We start from the raw sequence: 16649 nt of genomic DNA on the forward strand, positions 1-16649 counted from the left end.
GTATTTTCCGAAGTTTATCTTCTCTTTTGTGAGTTTCGTCTGATATGAGCAGTTCGACGAATAAGACGGCTGAAAAAGCCGCCTATCGCTGGTTATTACAACAGGTTTCGCCTGCCCGCAAGTGGTTGATTGCCTCCGTTTCACTGGGTTTGTTCAGTGGTCTCCTGTTGATTGTTCAGGCAGCCCTGCTGGCTGACAGTATTCATAAACTGGTCATGGACAGTGTGCCACGCACGGACCTGACCGGTGCGATGATCAGCATTCTGCTGGTGTTGCTGGTTCGCTCGATCTGCAACTGGGGACGTGAAGTCTGTGGCTTCAATGCCGGTGTCCAGGTTCGGGAGAGCATTCGTTCAGCCCTTTTGCAAAAGCTGAAGCGACAGGGGCCAACCACGATCGCTACCCAGCCCGCTGGCAGCTGGTCCACCCTGCTGGTGGAACAGGTGGAAGAGCTGCATGATTTCGTTGCCCGTTATCTGCCGCAAATGGCGCTGGCAGCGTTAATACCTCTGGTCATCGTGGTGGTGGCGTTTCCTCTTAACTGGGTGGCTGGTCTGGTATTTCTTGGCACGGCACCGCTGATTCCACTGTTTATGATTCTTGTCGGGCTGAAAGCAGCAGAAGCCAACCGTCGAAACTTTCAGGCTTTGAACCGACTGGGTGGTTTTTTTCTGGACCGTTTGCAGGCGATGGAAACATTGCGGCTGTTTCAGAGAAGTGCTTATGAAAAGCAGCAGCTGGAACAGGCCAGTGAGGATTTTCGGGTGAAAACCATGCAGGTGTTAAGGCTGGCATTCCTGTCGTCTACCGTACTGGAGTTTTTTGCCTCAATCTCTATCGCCATTCTGGCGCTGTATCTGGGTATGAGTTTTCTGGGGTATCTAAACTTTGGCAGTTACGGGGCTGGAGTCAGCTTGTTTAGCGGACTGTTTTTATTGTTGCTGGCACCGGATTTTTATCAGCCACTGCGTGACCTGGGTACTCACTACCACGCTAAGGCCAAGGCTATCGGTGCCTGCGATGATATTATCAGGGTGCTTGATCAGGAAGCGATCAGCAGTCAGCAGGGTAGTCAGCCGTTGCCTGATACCGGGTCGTTGAGTATCGCCGTGTCCGGTCTGTCGGTGGATGCTCCGGGTGGTCAGAACCTGCTGAGTGATCTGTCCTTTTCCGTCAGAGCCGGAGAGCGACTGGCTATTATCGGCCCCTCGGGTGCCGGTAAGTCGACCCTGATTAATACCCTGATGGGCTTCTGGTCCTATCGCGGGCAGTTGCAGGTGAATGGCTGTGAACTCCGTGATGTGGCTCCTGAAAGCTGGAGAAAGAACATTGCCTGGCTCGGACAGCAACCGTTAATCATCCATGGCAGTGTTTATGACAATGTCTGCTTTGGTCGCGAACTGAGTCGGGAGCAGGTGTTACAGGCGTTGCATAACGCTCAGGCAATGGAGTTTATTGAAAGACTGCCGGCGGGTATCGACACGCTGTTGCAGGAACAGGGGGGCAATGTATCCGTCGGGCAGGCGCAACGTATCGCCCTGGCTCGTGCCATCGCTGAACCTGTGAAATTGCTGATTCTGGATGAGCCTACTGCCAGCCTTGATGCCCTGAGTGAGCGACTGGTTCTGGATGCCCTTGAATCTATACCTTCAGACTGTGCGGTCATCACCGTGACCCACAGGTTGGAACAGATTGATTCCATGGATCGGGTGCTGATGCTGGAAAGCGGAAAGCTGGTGGCTGAAGGTGTGCCCGCCGAGTTGAAGTCGGGGCATTTTCCATCGAACGATCGATTCTCACATTTTGTCACTGAGCTGGAACAGGAACAGGGACTCGCTAAAGGACTCGCTAAAGGAGTAGCCAATGGGTAACCTTCTGCCGTTTATTAAACTGTACCGTCGTCATCCTGGTGCTATGGCATTAGGTGTATTACTGTCAATTACCACATTGCTGGCAAGCCTTGGGCTGTTAGCCCTCTCTGGCTGGTTTATCACCTCAACCGCCATTGCCGGATTAACACTGGCAACGGCACAACACTTTAACTTCTTTACGCCGGGTGCTGGCGTCCGGGGTTTTTCCATAGGACGAACCGCCTCCCGGTATTTTGAGCGTCTGGTCAGCCACGATGCGACCTTTAAACTACTGGCCTGGTTGCGGGGCTGGTTTTTCGCCCGTCTTGCGCCGGTTCCCCTGCATCGTTTAAAGCGATTTCGTAAGGGTGATCTGCTGAACCGGCTGGTGGCGGATGTTGACGCTCTGGATCAGTTATACCTGCGGATGTTCAGCCCGATTCTGGCGGCTGTTCTGGTGATTGTGATTCTTTCACTGGGGTTGAGCTGGTTCAGTACCACGCTTGGGTTGTCTGTGCTGCTGATGATGGGGGGCTGGTTATTGCTGCTGCCGCCGTTGTTTTATGCGCTGGGTAAACACAGCAGTAAGGCGAAAGGTGTCAGTCAGCAACAGCTCCGGCAGGCTGCGCTGGATTATCTGCAAGGGATGGCTGAATTGCAGATTGTGGGTACTGAAGAGGTTTTCCGGCAGCAGTTAGACGAGCGGGAGCGTCAGCTGCACCGGCATCAGGCGAGGCTCTCAAAGCTGGAAGGTCTGGGCTCTGCGTTGTTGACGTTTGCAGCGGGCAGTTCTGCCGTCGTCATGCTGTATCTGGCGGCGGGGGAATATCAGGCAGGGGGGATTTCCGGCCCTGTTATGGTGATGTCGTTGTTTGCGGTACTGGCAGGGTTTGAAGCTCTGATGCCGGTTCCCGGGGCTTTTCAGTTTCTGGGCTTTACCACACAGGCGGCGGGGCAGTTGAAAGAAGTGATCGACCAGCCACCCATGATTTACGGTGAGCAGAAGCCTGAGGTTAAGGGGCAGGTTCAGTTTGAAAATGTCAACTTTTCTTATGGCGGATTGCAGGTACTGGATCAGGTGACACTGACGATTCCTGTCGGTCAGCACGTCGCACTGGTGGGCAAAACCGGGTGTGGCAAGTCAACACTCGCTGGTTTGCTGACCCGTTATAACGATTGCGACAGTGGTCAGGTATTGATTGATGGTGTTCCAGTCCCTGATTTCAGTGAGCAGGCGCTTTATCAGGCGCTGGCTGTGGTTCCCCAGAAAACCCATGTACTAAGTGCGACGTTGCGGGATAATCTGAAGCTGGCTGATCACTCTGCCAGCGATGAGCGTCTGCTTGAGGTTATACAAACGACGGGGTTAAACCAGTTAGCTGCGGCTCGAGGAGATGAAAAGATTCTTGATCTGTGGCTGGGGCAGGGCGGCATCACTTTGTCGGGTGGTGAACAGCGTCGTCTGGCTATTGCCCGTGCCATGCTGAAGCAGGCAGATATCCTGATCATGGATGAAGCGTCGGAAGGGCTGGATCGCTTCAGTGAACAACTGTTGTTAAACCGTATTCTTGAGGCTTATCAGCACAAAACCGTGATGATGATTACTCATAAGCAGGGTATGTTGCAGAAAATGGATGCAGTGTACCGGCTGGATGGCGGGCGTTTGTCTCAGGTTTGCGGTTGATCCAGCCCAAGGTGTTCGCAAGCCTGTCGGGTCAGTTGTTCAATGGCGTTGTCATTATTGCCATGGAGATTGTCTGCCCTGATGATGCCCCCATCCAGCAGGGGCTGAAAATGTTCTGCTTTTAACCGGACATCTTTAAGTCGCAGCTGGGTGAACAGATGACGGAATTCGATCTCTTCAGGCTGTGGGTTCCGGGGGGACTCGTCGTCTGTCGCTTTCGTTGTTGTCTGGTTCAGCTGGCGGACAGGTGGCTCAGGCGCGACATCTCTTTCGGTAATAGCGGGCCGTGTAATGGGAATACGGCGGGGCTTTTTTCTGGTACCTGCTGGTTGCAGATAGGGTGTTACCGGTTGCGTACCAGGGATAACCGGCAGGGCAGAACCGATAGCTCCCATTTCCTGACGTTCTTTTTCTATGTATCTGGCTAAAGCGCCCCGACTCTGGCTGGCCGCCAGCTCCAGCAGCTCACCACGGCTTTTATTCGCGGCAGTGACCAGTTTCTCCAGGTTTTCCTTATTAATGGCTTTGTAGGCTTTTTCGGTCAGTACGCCCCGGCTGTAACCCAGTTTGATAATGTTCGCTGTCTTCAGTAGCAGCCTGATGTTCGTTTCTGAGATATTCCGGTTGCGCAGCTGCTGTTTGATACGACTAATTGATGCCTGGCTGGCTTTCGGCTCAGCCAGCCTGCCCAACAGCGGCAGGGGTTTTACCAGACGACGTAACCCCCATAGTCCGCTAACCTCATTTTTACTGTCCAGCCATGTACCTTTCTTCTGTAGCTTCTGCCAGGTAAATGCACCGACAATATCTCTGGGTCTGATCAAACTGTCCATAGTGTGCCATCGTTTTTCTCTCAGGAGATATCGGCACATTGAAGATAGTTTGCACTGCGCCGACGCTGACCCAAAAATATCAACCCGAGAAGTAGCAGGGCAGGAATCCAGATCAGCTGTCTGGGGGGGCGTTCTACCGGAATTTCCAGACGGTTAAGGGTCCAGTCAAAATCAATACCGGCTGATTCTGCCGGGCTGTCAAAGCTGATCATATCTACCTTGAGTTCGCCGTCAGACGGGTAGGTTTGCAGACCCATAAAGCTCAGTTGTTGCTCGGCACCTGCTTCAGAGCCTGTCGGCAGAATGCTGAGCTTGCTAACCATTCTGCCATCGAGATTTTCACCGGAGACCCATAGACGGATTTCGTCATCCAGTGGTGCCTTCTCCAGACCGGCAATAATCTGCTCACCTTCATAGGTTTCATAGGGATCGTAAATCTGGTCCCACCAGAAACCGGGGCGGAACAGGGTAAAGGCGATCAACAGCAAACCAACGGTTTCATACCAGCGGTTTTTGGTCAGCCAGTAACCCTGGGTAGCGGTAGCGAAAACCAGCATGGCCACCAGGGCGCTGGACACCACCAGAACCAGTTGTAGCCAGCTATCCACCCCAATCAGTAACAGCTCGGTGTTAAAGATAAACATAAACGGCAGAACGGCGGTACGGATATCGTAGGTGAAGCCCTGAATACCGGTCCGGATCGGGTCGGAACGGGCGATCGCTGCCGCCGCAAAGGCAGCCAGCCCTACCGGAGGCGTATCATCTGCCAGAATGCCAAAGTAGAACACAAACAGGTGAACGGCGATCAGAGGCACGATCAGGCCAGACTGAGCCCCCAGGGTAACAATCACCGGTGTCATCAGTGTTGAGACAACGATGTAGTTGGCGGTGGTTGGCAGTCCCATGCCCAGTACCAGACAGATCAGCGCCGTGAACACCAGCATAAGAATCACATTACCGCCGGAAATCCATTCTACAAACTCGGTCATTACCAGCCCGATACCGGTCAGGGTAACAGCGCCCACAACAATACCGGCTGTAGCGGTGGCGACGCCAATGCCGATCATATTGCGCGCACCACTTAACAGTCCATTGAGCATATCGAACCAGCCCTGTTTGAGAGCACTGGTGTCAGGCTGTTTGCTTCGGAACTCTTTACGGAAAAAGGACAGCAGGGGCTTATGGGTCAGGGTGATCACAATCATGACCAGGGTTGACCAGAACGCAGACAGTCCCGGGGAGAAGCGTTCAACGGTCAGGCACCAGAGCAACACGACAATCGGCAATAAATAGTAAAGACCGCGTTTCAGTGTCGGGCCGGGCTCGGGCGTATGGCTGAGCGTGGCTTCCGTATCCCGGGGCAGGTCGGGTTGCAGTGAGGCAAGCTTCACCAGACCCACGTAGCTCAACAGCAATGCGCTGCCAATCATGTACAGGGCATAGTCGCCCATATAGCTTCGGGTCCAGCCAATGCCGTAATAGACGGCAGTTCCCATAATGCAGAGCCCGGCAAAGGTTCCGGTAAACGACAGCAGTGCCTGCAGTTTGGTGCGGGTGTGCCTGCGTGGCAAACCTTCCATTCCGGCTTTAACCGCTTCAAGGTGAACGATATAGAACAGGGCAATATAGGAAATAATAGCGGGCAGCAATGCCGCCTTGATTACTTCCAGATAGGAAATGCCGACGTATTCCACCATCAGAAAGGCTGCAGCCCCCATGATGGGCGGAGTCAGCTGGCCATTGGTGGAGGCAGCGACTTCTATGGCTCCGGCTTTATGGGAAGGGAAACCGACCCGCTTCATCAATGGGATGGTGAAGGTTCCGGTGGTGACAACGTTAGCAATGGATGAACCAGACACCACGCCACTCAGGCCGGAAGACACCACTGCCGCTTTAGCAGGGCCACCGCGCATGTGACCCAACAGAGAGAAGGCTACCTGAATAAAATAGTTACCGGCACCGGCTCTTTCCAGCAGTGCGCCGAACAGGACAAACATAAAGACAAAGTTGGTGGAGACACCCAGCGCTACCCCGAACACCCCTTCGGTGGTGATCCAGAAGTGGGACATGGCTTTATTAAAACTGGCACCTTTATGGGCTATAACGTCCGGCATATAAGGACCGGCAAAGGCATAGGTAATAAATACCAAAGCGACGACCATCAGTGGTGGGCCTAACGCACGACGGGTGGCTTCCAGTAACAGAATAATGCCGGAAGCCGCGATAAACAGATCCATGGTGGTTGGTGCGCCGGAGCGGTAAGCCAGCTCGGTGCTGAACAGATACAGATAAGCCGAACTGAAACTGGCCAGCAGCGCCATTATCCAGTCGTAAAAAGGCACCTGGTTTCTATACGACTTGCGCCGTGCAGGAAATGCCATAAAGGCGAGAAAAACGGCAAAGCTTAAATGAATGGCGCGAGCCTGAGTGTCATTGAAAATACCCGCTTTGAAAATAAAAGGCAGTGGGGATGCATACCAGAGTTGAAACAGCGACCAGCAGAGTGTGACAGCAAGAATAAGCCGACCAGTAAGACCAACCGGGTTGCGCGCCCCCTGATCGGACTGTTCGGCTATTTTGCGGGCTTCCCTGAGAGCCTCTTTGGATGTGTCGACTTCCATGGAAATTCCTGACCTGAACGTTAATCGTTAGTACTCGTAAACGGCAGCAAAACCCGGCGAGCCGGGTTTTGTCATTACATGATTGACGGACAAGAATTAATTCTTGATCAGGCCGGCTTCCATAAAGTAGCGCTTAGCGCCTTCGTGCAGAGGTGCAGACAGACCGTCAGAGATCATTTCTTCCTTCTTCAGGGTGCCGAATGCCTGATGCATCTGCTTGAAGGTGGACAGGTCTTCGAACACGGATTTGGTCACCTGATACACGGTTTCATCGCTCAAACGGGTTGAGGCAACAAACGTAGCGGCAACACCAAAGGTCTGTACGTCGGCGTCGTTACCACGGTACATGCCACCGGGAATGGTGGCGGTACGGTAATAAGGATTTTCGCTGAGCAGCTTTTCAACGGCCGGGCCGCTGACAGTGACAAGGTTGGTGTCACAGGAGGTGGTGGCTTCTTTCAGGGAACCACTGGGATGGCCCGCAGTGAACACAAACGCATCAATCTTGTTGTCACACAGGGCTTTGGCCTGTTCAGAGGACTTGAGTTCAGAGGTCAGCGAGAAGGCTTTGGTGGTCCACCCTTTGGCGGCCATCATTTGTTCCATGGTACCGCGCTGACCGGAACCCGGGTTGCCAATATTGACCCGCTTGCCTTTCAGGTCTTCAAACGTCTTGATGTTGGCGTCTTTACGGGCAAGGACGGTGAAGGCTTCCGGATGCAGGGAGAAGACTGCCCGCAACTCTTTATCCGGGCCATTGGGCTTAAACTTGCTGGTGCCGTTGGTGGCATGATATTGCCAGTCCGACTGGACAATACCCATGTCCATGTCACCGGCACGAATGGTGTTCAGGTTGTAGCTGGAACCACCGGTAGACTCAACAGAGCAGCGAATACCAGTATCTTTGCGGGTTCTGTTAACCAGACGACAGATGGCGCCACCGGTCGGGTAGTAAACACCAGTCACCCCGCCGGTACCAATGGTGACAAACTGCTGTTGAACGTTTTGAGCATTGGCGCTGACGGCTGAAACTGCTATGCCCGCTCCAAAAATGGCCATACTTAATTTTTTTAGTAATGTCATTGGCTATTCTCTGTTGTGGTTATTATCGTTCTTGCTATTGCCTGTTCATGGCTGTTTGCCACAAAAATTCCATTTCTATCATCAGGGAATTTGAAACCTGATTACAAGTCATCAGTTGTATATCATATTTTTTTTGTCCTTTAAATTGTCTTGTGGCAATGTTTCAAAAGATTCAGCTACCTTTTTAGTTTTATATCTGCCTTCCTATGAAGTGAAACGAGCTATCCTTATAGGGTCATGGAAGCGCCTGATTCTTTGAGTCGTCTGATATAAGTAGCAATATATGAAGACGATCAGCATTTTTTACCTTTACGACAGGTCTTTCAGTCCTTGAGGAGTAAGATATGTCATCATGGTACGAGCGACGAAAATACAGCAAAGGATTAAAGGGCGCCGCTCAGGTTCACAGCTCAGAGCAGTTTCGGGTAGACCGGTTCAGGCAACAGTTTTTTCTGAGTAAATATGAATTACAAGCCAGAGGGTACGAGAAAATTACACTTAAAAAAGGGTGTAATTGTGTTATTCAGGGATCGTTTGATGGTTTTGTTTCAGCGAATCATTGCACCATTAAAATAACTGAGCCGAAGCCCAGAGATGGAGGCACAAGACCTGCACCAGACTTTGTAGTGGCTGTTTGCATGATTCCACCCCATAAAAGGGTCTCATTAGGTGTCGATGTAGAAGGTGAATCCAGTTTTACGATGCACTTCGTAGAGTTCTGGAGATCAACAGGTGCGGGAGCTATTGGTTCCAGCTCTTTTAACCCGGATGTATTGTTGATGCAGGTAAAGCACTTTGCCGACGCAACCGAGGCTAATATCGTAGCAACCAGAATGCTTCTGTCCAACATTGCTGTAACCTTGCCAACAGTCAACACTGAAAAAAAGGAAAGGGATGGTTCGACGATTGAGGCAAGAATTCCGGGAGAAAATACTGTTGAGTGCGCCGCTCTGGGAATCAGTAATAATCAGAATAAAGACATCTGTTATCCAGTTATGATAAAGCGTGGTATAGAAAAGATCATGCGACTTGCTACAGAAGGCGATAAAACCGAAAAATGATAGTATGCAACACCCCTGGGACGGGTGTTCTGCCAGACTTATAAACCTGGCTACCGGTTTGTAGAACCCGTCCAGCTTGAGTTATTGATTTTCAGGAACCTGTCAATGAAGAGCATACCTTCCGAATCATTATGCCCTTGCGGAAGTGGTCAGACTTATCAGCACTGCTGTGCAATGTTTCATACGGGGAAAAACGCCCCTACAGCAGAGAAGCTGATGCGGTCCCGTTTTTGTGCCTACTATCTGAAAAATGCTGCTTACCTGCTGGAAACCACCTGGCCCCGTCAACACGACGGGCTGGATAAATCAGGCATTATGAACCGGGCCGATACAACGGAGTGGACACGCCTGGATGTTGTTCGTACCGAAGCCGGACAAGCGGAAGACAGCAAAGGCATCGTTGAATTCAAGGCGTGGTACAAAGATGGAGCCGGTGAATCCGCTCACCATGAAACATCAGACTTTATACGGGAGAACGGGCGCTGGTACTTTATCTATCCTGATATTCCGGCAAAATTGCCGGGTCGTAATGACCCCTGTCTGTGCGGCAGTGGCAAAAAATATAAAAAGTGCTGCGGTTGTTAAATCAGCCTGCCACCCTCAGGTGCCATGAGAGGGTGGCAAGGCAGACCGCAGTGTTGATACTGGGCTAAGGGCAACCATGTAATGATTCACATGGCTCCCATAAACTCTACCAGTAAAAATAACTCAGAATAGTTGAGAATATAACCATGGGGATTTTTAGAGAGGACATGGCTTCGCTGGCTCCTGAGAGGGGAACGCTTTGAAGTGTGGTGCATTGGCAAGTACTTTTTCCTGCAACCCAGCTGACCTGGGCGTCTTTCCAGGTGCCGCCGTACTCATTGCAAACCGGAAGCTTGCTATTTTCATGTACATTGCCTCCCGGACAATTAAGGTAGTAATACCTGGCGCAACCTTCCCAGTTGTTGTGGTTCTTTGACTTATCCAGATGGGCCTGCCAAACGGTTTTACCCTCTTCATTGGTATCGGGAACACACTGATTACCCCAGGGCGAAGGTGGGTCATAGTCACAGTCTTCTTCATTCTGGCATGGCGGTTCAACAACGTTAAGTGTGTGACTGATTGAATCAACAAACCAAAGGCGTTTGGTTATTTTGTCTACAGTCATGCCTGCAATTCGCCTTGCAGGTGTTCTGATACTGCCAATCAAAGTATGGTTTCCTGTTGTGATATCCAGTTTAATGGCATGAATTTCTCCTGTAGCTGCGTCACTCACAAAAAGTCGGTCTTCAGAAATGGTCAGACCACTGGGGGTATCAAGCCTAAGGTCTTTGACATTTAGTACAGAGAAGGTTGCATTGATTATTTTGGTATACGTCGTGTACTTTTCTCTCCACTCTTCTTCGGGTTTGACATGGCCGCTTGTTACTCCGCTTTGGGTATCTAGAACGTTAATCCTACCTGCCGCCGGATTTGCCACGAACAAAAACTTGCCATATTTAACCATATGCCCGGGTATAATAGGGCCAGTTCCGGCTTTTCTTGTCATGGTGGTTCCCTCATAACGGTAAAGGGAGGCACCATTATGGTTGTGACCGCCATAACCGTGGGATTGGGTAATGCTGGTAAACACGATACTTCCATATTTAGAATCTGCGCCAGCGTCCCATGTCCAGTAACCGGCTTGCTCGCCGTCCCAGGCCGCACCCATTGAATAGGGCTGTTGATGAATCATGGACAGATGGGAACCAAAGGGCTGTTTGGAAAGATCATTCGGGAAAAAGTCGTTATTTTGGATGGCAAAGGTTTTGAGGTTATTCGCCCATAGCGAGGGCCCCATAAAGTCGGTGCAGGTTCGCTGTGAGTAATCGCCTCCCATAAATGCGGAGGCTGTATAGTCATTGCAGCTGCCGCCTGTAGTAAGAAAGGTTCCTGTTGTATTCAGGTTTTGAGCCAGTTGCCCTTCAAAGTCTGGGGCGTCCCCGTCACTTGGCGCTCCACCAAAGGCAATGGCTGTAGGACGGTGCATGAAGTGACAGGATGCCAGGTCCCGTCGCTTTTCTGGTTTGTAGGAAGCAGACTTGATTCCCGGACAGTAAAAAATGGTGACACTGTCATCACTATTTAAAGCCCAGATTTGTCCTCTTGCGTTGGGGTTTTCAGCGACTGCAACAGGGTTTTTCAGCCCCCCCTGATCGGGTCTTGAACTACCCCACTGGCGTATTGCAGGAACGAAATTGTCATTGCTGTCTTTAACTCCGAACTCAGGTATGCAGCCAGATACTCCCTTACAGCGATTAGCGACAGGGCATTGGCCATATCCAGCCGATGAGCCGCCGGGTTTTCTGATAAGGGAGCAATCGGTCAACTCAGCCCGGCCTGGCGGTGTATTTATCAATGGCAATGTCGCCAGAACGAAAAATGAGAGGTGTCGTTTGGTTCTTGAAAAACGGGTTTTGACTTCGTGATACATAGAGATCATGCGCTCCTGTCAACACGGTTTAAAAAATGAACTCAAGTCAAGAAAAAGTAGGATTAGAGAAAAGCCTGAAAGCATTCTCATAGCAGATTTATTGAAATGTTTGGGGCTTTTAAAGTTAGTGAAGTACTCTGCTGAGTATAATGTAGCTGAACTAAACCTGAATGGTGGTGAAACTTATTTGAAAATGACACCGACAAACTACGAAGTCCCGTAGAGGCTGGCCTGACTATTCTGTAAACGCCCCCCGGCAGAGCTTAATGAAATTGTTGTAATCACCAACAGGAAACTCCTGCGTAAATTCGTTACACTTTCTGTCAGAAAAAGACCAACAGGAGCCCATAATGAAAGCGGGGAAATTTGTCATCAGTCTGTCCTGGCTGGCATCGATACGCAACTCCTCTATCGGTCAAAGATCGCCTTTTGATCACTGTTTTTGGCGGTTTTCATTTGATGACATTAATGAAACAGCTGCCAGAAGCAGCTGTTCCTGATGAGTGTAAAGGGTGAGCTAGAAGATAGTGCTTGAAGAATCCCAGAAAAAAACCATCCAGACGGCTTACAGTGCTTTTTTGAAAAGTAAGCAGCTCAAGGCCCGTCCTGGGCAGAAGCAGATGATCGCTGAAATTGCCCGGGCTCTGGGTGATATTAATACCGACGGTGAGGGGCGCAGAACGTCTGATCCGTCTGTTACTGTTATTGAAGCCGGTACCGGCACCGGTAAAACCGTTGGTTATGTCATTCCAGCGGTGGCCATGGCAAAAGCGGCAGGTAAAAGGCTGGTCATCTCGACCGCCACAGTGACGCTGCAGGAACAGATTATCAGCAAAGACTTGCCGGATATTATTCTTAAAACCGGTTTGAAGTTTTCCTTTACCCTGGCGAAGGGGCGTGGGCGCTATGCTTGTCTGAGCAAGCTGGACCGGCTGTTGCAGGAAGAACAGTCGGTGGCCTCCCTGATGGATATGTTTGCTGGTGAAGGTCAAACCGGGCAGCAGGATGAAACGGCATTGAAACTCTATCAGCATATGCTCGAAGAGTTTGCCGCTTCGAAATGGCAGGGTGACCGGGACAGCTGGCCAGAAGCTCTGGAAGATCAGCAGTGGCGTTTGATTACCACCGACCACGCCCAGTGCAGTGGCAGACGCTGTGGTTATTTTAACCAGTGTCCGTTTTATAAAGCCCGCAACGATCTGGAGCAGGCTGACGTGGTGGTAACCAACCATGATCTGGTGCTGGCAGATCTGGCGCTGGGCGGCGGTGCGATTCTGCCTGACCCGAAAGACTGTATTTACATTTTTGACGAAGGCCATCATCTGCCGGACAAGGCGATTGACCATTTCGCCTGTCATGGTCGTTTAAAAGGGACGGCCAGCTGGCTGGAAAAAGCCGGTAAACATCTGCAAAAGGTGCTGGGGCAAAATGCTTTGCCGGGTGAACTGGGAGAGCGGCTGGAAAAACTGCAGCCAGAGTTTGACCAGCTGGTTAACGCTTTAGGTCATGCACGACAGATGTTGCACAGGGAAGCCACTTTCGAACCCAGGGTTCAGGGTGACTTAACGGTGGCGGTGTACCGTTTTCCTGAAGGGGTGGTGCCTGGTGCTATTCGTCAGCAGGCAGAAGTGCTGAAGGCGGGCTTCAGCCGTTGCAGCGGTATGCTGGAAAAAGTCGCCAAAGACCTGAACGATGCTATGGACGGTGATGTTCCGGGCATTGACCGCTGGCAGGCCGAGCAGCTGTATCCGGAAATTGGTGCTATGCAGATGCGTATGGAGAGCCAGTTCCAGCTGTGGCTGACCTACTCGCTGCCTGATCCTGAAGGGGAGCCGCCCAGTGCGCGCTGGGTGAAATGGACGGAAGGTTCTTTTGGTGAAGAACTGGAACTGTTCAGCAGCCCTATTCTGTCGTCTATGACGTTGTGGCAGACCTTATGGAACCCTGGTTATGCTTCGATCGTTACGTCTGCAACGCTGGCAGCCCTGGGTAACTTTAACCGGTTTCGCATGCGTTCAGGCATTCCTTCTGAATCTAAATGCGTTGTTGTCCCCAGCCCTTTTCAACATGCAACCGCCGCCAGGCTGGTGATTCCTGCCATGGAGTCTAATCCCCGTGACAGCGATGCCCATACGGAAGAAATTGTGGAAATGCTGCCAGAGCTGCTGGAAGGCAGTAAAGGCTCACTGGTGCTGTTTTCTTCCAGACGACAGATGAATGACGTTTATTATGGGCTGGAGCAAAACCAGCGAGACCAGATCCTGTTGCAGGATGATTATTCCCGGCAGGAACTGCTGAAACTGCATCGTAAAAACATTGATGAAGGTAACACCAGTATTCTGTTTGGTCTGGCCAGTCTGGCAGAAGGGATCGATTTACCCGGTGAGTACTGTGAGCATGTTGTCATTGCCAAAATTCCGTTTGCGGTACCGGATGACCCGGTGGAAGCGGCACTGGCTGACTGGCTGGAAGCCCAGGGGCGTAACCCGTTTATGGAAATTACGGTGCCAGACGCGGCGATCAAGTTGGTACAGGCTTGCGGTCGTCTGTTGCGGACAGAACAGGATTCTGGGCGTATTACCCTGATGGACCGGCGGGTGGTCACCCAGCGTTATGGTCGTATGATTTTGAATTCCCTGCCACCGTTTAAACAGGAAGTCGAACACGCGGTGTTGTAGCGGGAAAGTGGAAATCAGGTGCAGGTCTCTGAAAACCTGTACCTGATAGATGAGAGGTTACTGATATAGAGCAACAGTACTATCCGGACAACCTATCCATTTGCTCTTTAATTAGCGACTGTACATAGTCTGTCTGGTCTTTGTCGTTGGGATGAGATTTAGCATATTCAGAGAACTCATTTTTCAGCATTGTCAGCTGAGAGCTGGAGCCTACGGTTGAAAGATCCCGTTCAAATGCTGCCCAAAAATCTGGCTGATCGTGATAATAGCCGGATTTAAAGCTGCTCATTAACTGGCTGGCTGTTAAGCCAGTTTGGGGTTTCCTGGAATTCGGTTTCGGTGCTATCGCTGGGGCTTTTTTCTTTGTAGTTTGAGTTTTTTCTGCTCCAGAGTTTGCACCGGTACTGCTACTTTGTTTCCGGGGAGCGGGCTGCGGTCGTACCCGGGGAGCATGAGGTGGTACCGGTGGGGGCTCAGTTTGAGTTTTTTCTGCTCCAGAGTTTGCACCGGTACTGCTACTTTGTTCCCGGGGAGCGGGCTGCGGTCGTACCCGGGGAGCACGCGGTGGTACCGGTGGGGGCTCAGTTTGAGTTTTTTCTGCTCCAGAGTTTGCATTGGTATCACTAACCTGTTTCTGGGGCTTGGGTTTCTCTTCTACCGCTGGGCCTTTTTTCTTTTCAGGTGGAAGTGACTGAGTATTTTGGTTTTTCAGCCCGGCTGCATCAATTAACGGGTCAAGTACTGAAGGTAAATCCTTGTGCAGGGCTTTAAGGACATTATACTGGCCGGGAGTCTGGACAAAAGCTTTGCGGGTTTTTCTTGCATTGTGAATGGAAGAGTCAAGGTCAGTATTAACTGTACCATCACGCAAGTAATCCCGGGTGCTTTTACTGAGAGTAATAAAAGTGCCGGTACGGCCAACCCCCGCATTGCAGTTGACCACCATTGGACTATCTTCATAGCCTGAGAGTTCAGGTTCCTGTTTCAACTGTTCCACCACTACTGCCAGGGCTGCCAGCCTGGACGGCGTTCCTGAAGTGTGGTCTTCCCAGCCGGTATCATAGACGCGAAAATGGGTTTTTCCATCGATTTCGAGCTTGTCTATACGGACTTTGTCACCGTCTAAGAAATGTTGATCTGCCAGCTTGACTTTAACCCCCGTATAGTTTTCTTCGCTGCCGATCTCTTTAGGCCCCAGGCTCACCGTACGTTTTCGTTGAGTTGGGTTTTCGGGATCCAGTTCGTTTTTACTGACCAGACAAACTGATACTCTGGAGCCTGTATCGTTAATCATGTGGGCAAAGTGATGTATATTTTTTTCAGTAGGACCTTGAGAGGCAATATATGGCGTTTCATCAGGGTCTTCTGACAATCTGACGTAGTTAGCATGAACATAGTTTCCTTTCCTTCCAGCACAGCTTTCAATGTCGCAGGGGATATCACGGTATTTGGGATTTGCCTGCTTGCCAAACTGTTCATGTTGAGGGTTATTTTTGGGGTCAAAGACGTTTTTTAGCTTTGGATCCTTTCTACGTTGATTGTTGTAATTAGTCTGTACGTCTTTTTCTTGTTTTGTAAGAGGCCTTTCAGGATCCTTAAAGTCGACAAATTCCTCCTGAAGGTCATGAGGTATCTGATCTAAAGCCTTGTAGGCTGATGAACAACGGTCGGAAAATCCCAGTTGGCGATCAAGTTCTTTTAGGACAGTGTCTTTATGCTCATCGTCTCTTTCAAGCAGTTTGTTGCGAAATGACTCAATCATTCTATCCTGTTTTGGTCCGGCGGATTGGGTAAGCGCGAATGTCACTTCCTTTTCTGCACGGACTTCCTGCACCAGTGTCTTTATGTCATCTGGTAATTCATTATAGGCTTTTATGTAGCTTGAACTGGAAAAGAAGCTTTCTCTGTCAAGATGGCGCAAGTGCTGCTTGGCCAGATTCCTGTCAGTGTTGTTGTCAGGACCAGCATAAATACCATTTTCAAGATTTTCGGAAAATTGATCCAGTGAATAAATCTTGGGCAGGTCTGTTACTTTTGTTTGCTTTGCTGGTTTTGCTGATTCAGGGGTTGGAGGAAGTGGACGTCCGATGTAAGGGTTATCACTGGTTTTGGCCAGAGAGGCTGTACGCTCCCTGATCGGGGTTCCCTTTGCCTTTGCTGGTTGATTACCTGGTGAAGGCGTATGTCGGATTTTTTTGCCGAAAAGGGCTGACACCAGTTTGTTAAGCCATTTTCTGGGCCGGCTGACATTGGTTTTTTTGCCCTGAATAGTGAGTTTGCGGCTGCCATCAGCTTTCTGAGTCTGGTTCTGCTGCGGATACTGCCCACTGACGTTTGAAGATTTTGGATCAAATCCGTTCATTGAAAACTCCTGCTTAATGCGT

10 protein-coding genes are annotated in these 16649 nt (G+C 50.7%); 5 read left to right on the top strand and 5 right to left on the bottom strand.

The genetic code is table 11. From position 1 onward, the window contains the following. The first annotated feature begins 44 nt into the window (after nt 1-44). Nucleotides 45-1871 carry a heme ABC transporter permease/ATP-binding protein CydD gene (gene cydD / locus V5J35_RS20730; protein ID WP_354008958.1) on the top strand — a complete coding sequence of 609 codons (1827 nt, stop codon included), beginning with the start codon at nt 45-47 and terminating at the stop codon, nt 1869-1871. Then, nucleotides 1864-3534, top strand: coding sequence for a heme ABC transporter ATP-binding protein/permease CydC (cydC, locus tag V5J35_RS20735; protein ID WP_354008959.1), 1671 nt, complete (start codon nt 1864-1866; stop codon nt 3532-3534). The genes cydD and cydC overlap by 8 nt, the downstream gene beginning before the upstream one ends. Here cydC and V5J35_RS20740 read toward each other — a convergent pair. From V5J35_RS20740 to V5J35_RS20750, 3 genes are all read right to left on the bottom strand, one after another. Next, complete coding sequence (locus tag V5J35_RS20740; protein WP_354008960.1) at nt 3519-4367, bottom strand: hypothetical protein; 849 nt, start codon at nt 4365-4367, stop codon at nt 3519-3521. The genes cydC and V5J35_RS20740 overlap by 16 nt on opposite strands. Nucleotides 4368-4387: 20 nt before the next feature. Next, on the bottom strand, nt 4388-6988 hold the full coding sequence (locus V5J35_RS20745) for a TRAP transporter permease (RefSeq protein WP_354016488.1): 2601 nt from the start codon (nt 6986-6988) through the stop codon (nt 4388-4390). A 96-nt stretch (nt 6989-7084) separates the two neighbouring features. Further along, nucleotides 7085-8071, bottom strand: a complete 987-nt coding sequence (locus V5J35_RS20750; protein WP_354008963.1) for a TAXI family TRAP transporter solute-binding subunit — start codon at nt 8069-8071, stop codon at nt 7085-7087. 344 nt (nt 8072-8415) lie between these two features. Between V5J35_RS20750 and V5J35_RS20755 the strand changes: the two genes are divergently transcribed. Together V5J35_RS20755 and V5J35_RS20760 are read left to right on the top strand one after the other, a co-directional pair. Beyond that, nucleotides 8416-9132 carry a hypothetical protein gene (locus V5J35_RS20755; RefSeq protein ID WP_354008964.1) on the top strand — a complete coding sequence of 239 codons (717 nt, stop codon included), beginning with the start codon at nt 8416-8418 and terminating at the stop codon, nt 9130-9132. Between the two features lie 105 nt (nt 9133-9237). Next, nucleotides 9238-9717 (top strand): YchJ family protein, encoded by a 480-nt coding sequence (locus V5J35_RS20760; protein WP_354008965.1) that lies wholly within the window; start codon nt 9238-9240, stop codon nt 9715-9717. A 106-nt stretch (nt 9718-9823) separates the two neighbouring features. On the opposite strand, the gene V5J35_RS20765 is transcribed toward V5J35_RS20760, so the two are convergent. Continuing rightward, nucleotides 9824-11587, bottom strand: coding sequence for a YncE family protein (locus V5J35_RS20765; RefSeq protein WP_354008966.1), 1764 nt, complete (start codon nt 11585-11587; stop codon nt 9824-9826). Between the two features lie 527 nt (nt 11588-12114). Here V5J35_RS20765 and dinG point away from each other — a divergent pair. Further along, on the top strand, nt 12115-14265 hold the full coding sequence (dinG, locus tag V5J35_RS20770) for an ATP-dependent DNA helicase DinG (protein ID WP_354008967.1): 2151 nt from the start codon (nt 12115-12117) through the stop codon (nt 14263-14265). Nucleotides 14266-14344: 79 nt separating this feature from the next. On the opposite strand, the gene V5J35_RS20775 is transcribed toward dinG, so the two are convergent. After that, nucleotides 14345-16627 (bottom strand): tyrosine-protein phosphatase, encoded by a 2283-nt coding sequence (locus tag V5J35_RS20775; RefSeq protein WP_354008968.1) that lies wholly within the window; start codon nt 16625-16627, stop codon nt 14345-14347. Nucleotides 16628-16649 lie beyond the last annotated feature (22 nt).

The sequence above is a fragment of the Endozoicomonas sp. NE40 genome, assembly GCF_040549045.1.
GTDB classification, from domain to species: domain Bacteria; phylum Pseudomonadota; class Gammaproteobacteria; order Pseudomonadales; family Endozoicomonadaceae; genus Endozoicomonas_A; species Endozoicomonas_A lisbonensis.

Bases quoted from the DNA above. Each gene is read 5' to 3' on its own strand.
- V5J35_RS20740 (WP_354008960.1), bottom strand. From the start codon at position 4,367: ATGGACAGTTTGATCAGACCCAGAGATATTGTCGGTGCATTTACCTGG.
- cydC (WP_354008959.1), top strand. From the start codon at position 1,864: ATGGGTAACCTTCTGCCGTTTATTAAACTGTACCGTCGTCATCCTGGT.
- V5J35_RS20750 (WP_354008963.1), bottom strand. From the start codon at position 8,071: ATGACATTACTAAAAAAATTAAGTATGGCCATTTTTGGAGCGGGCATA.
- V5J35_RS20765 (WP_354008966.1), bottom strand. From the start codon at position 11,587: ATGTATCACGAAGTCAAAACCCGTTTTTCAAGAACCAAACGACACCTC.
- V5J35_RS20745 (WP_354016488.1), bottom strand. From the start codon at position 6,988: ATGGAAGTCGACACATCCAAAGAGGCTCTCAGGGAAGCCCGCAAAATA.
- V5J35_RS20760 (WP_354008965.1), top strand. From the start codon at position 9,238: ATGAAGAGCATACCTTCCGAATCATTATGCCCTTGCGGAAGTGGTCAG.
- V5J35_RS20775 (WP_354008968.1), bottom strand. From the start codon at position 16,627: ATGAACGGATTTGATCCAAAATCTTCAAACGTCAGTGGGCAGTATCCG.
- V5J35_RS20755 (WP_354008964.1), top strand. From the start codon at position 8,416: ATGTCATCATGGTACGAGCGACGAAAATACAGCAAAGGATTAAAGGGC.
- cydD (WP_354008958.1), top strand. From the start codon at position 45: ATGAGCAGTTCGACGAATAAGACGGCTGAAAAAGCCGCCTATCGCTGG.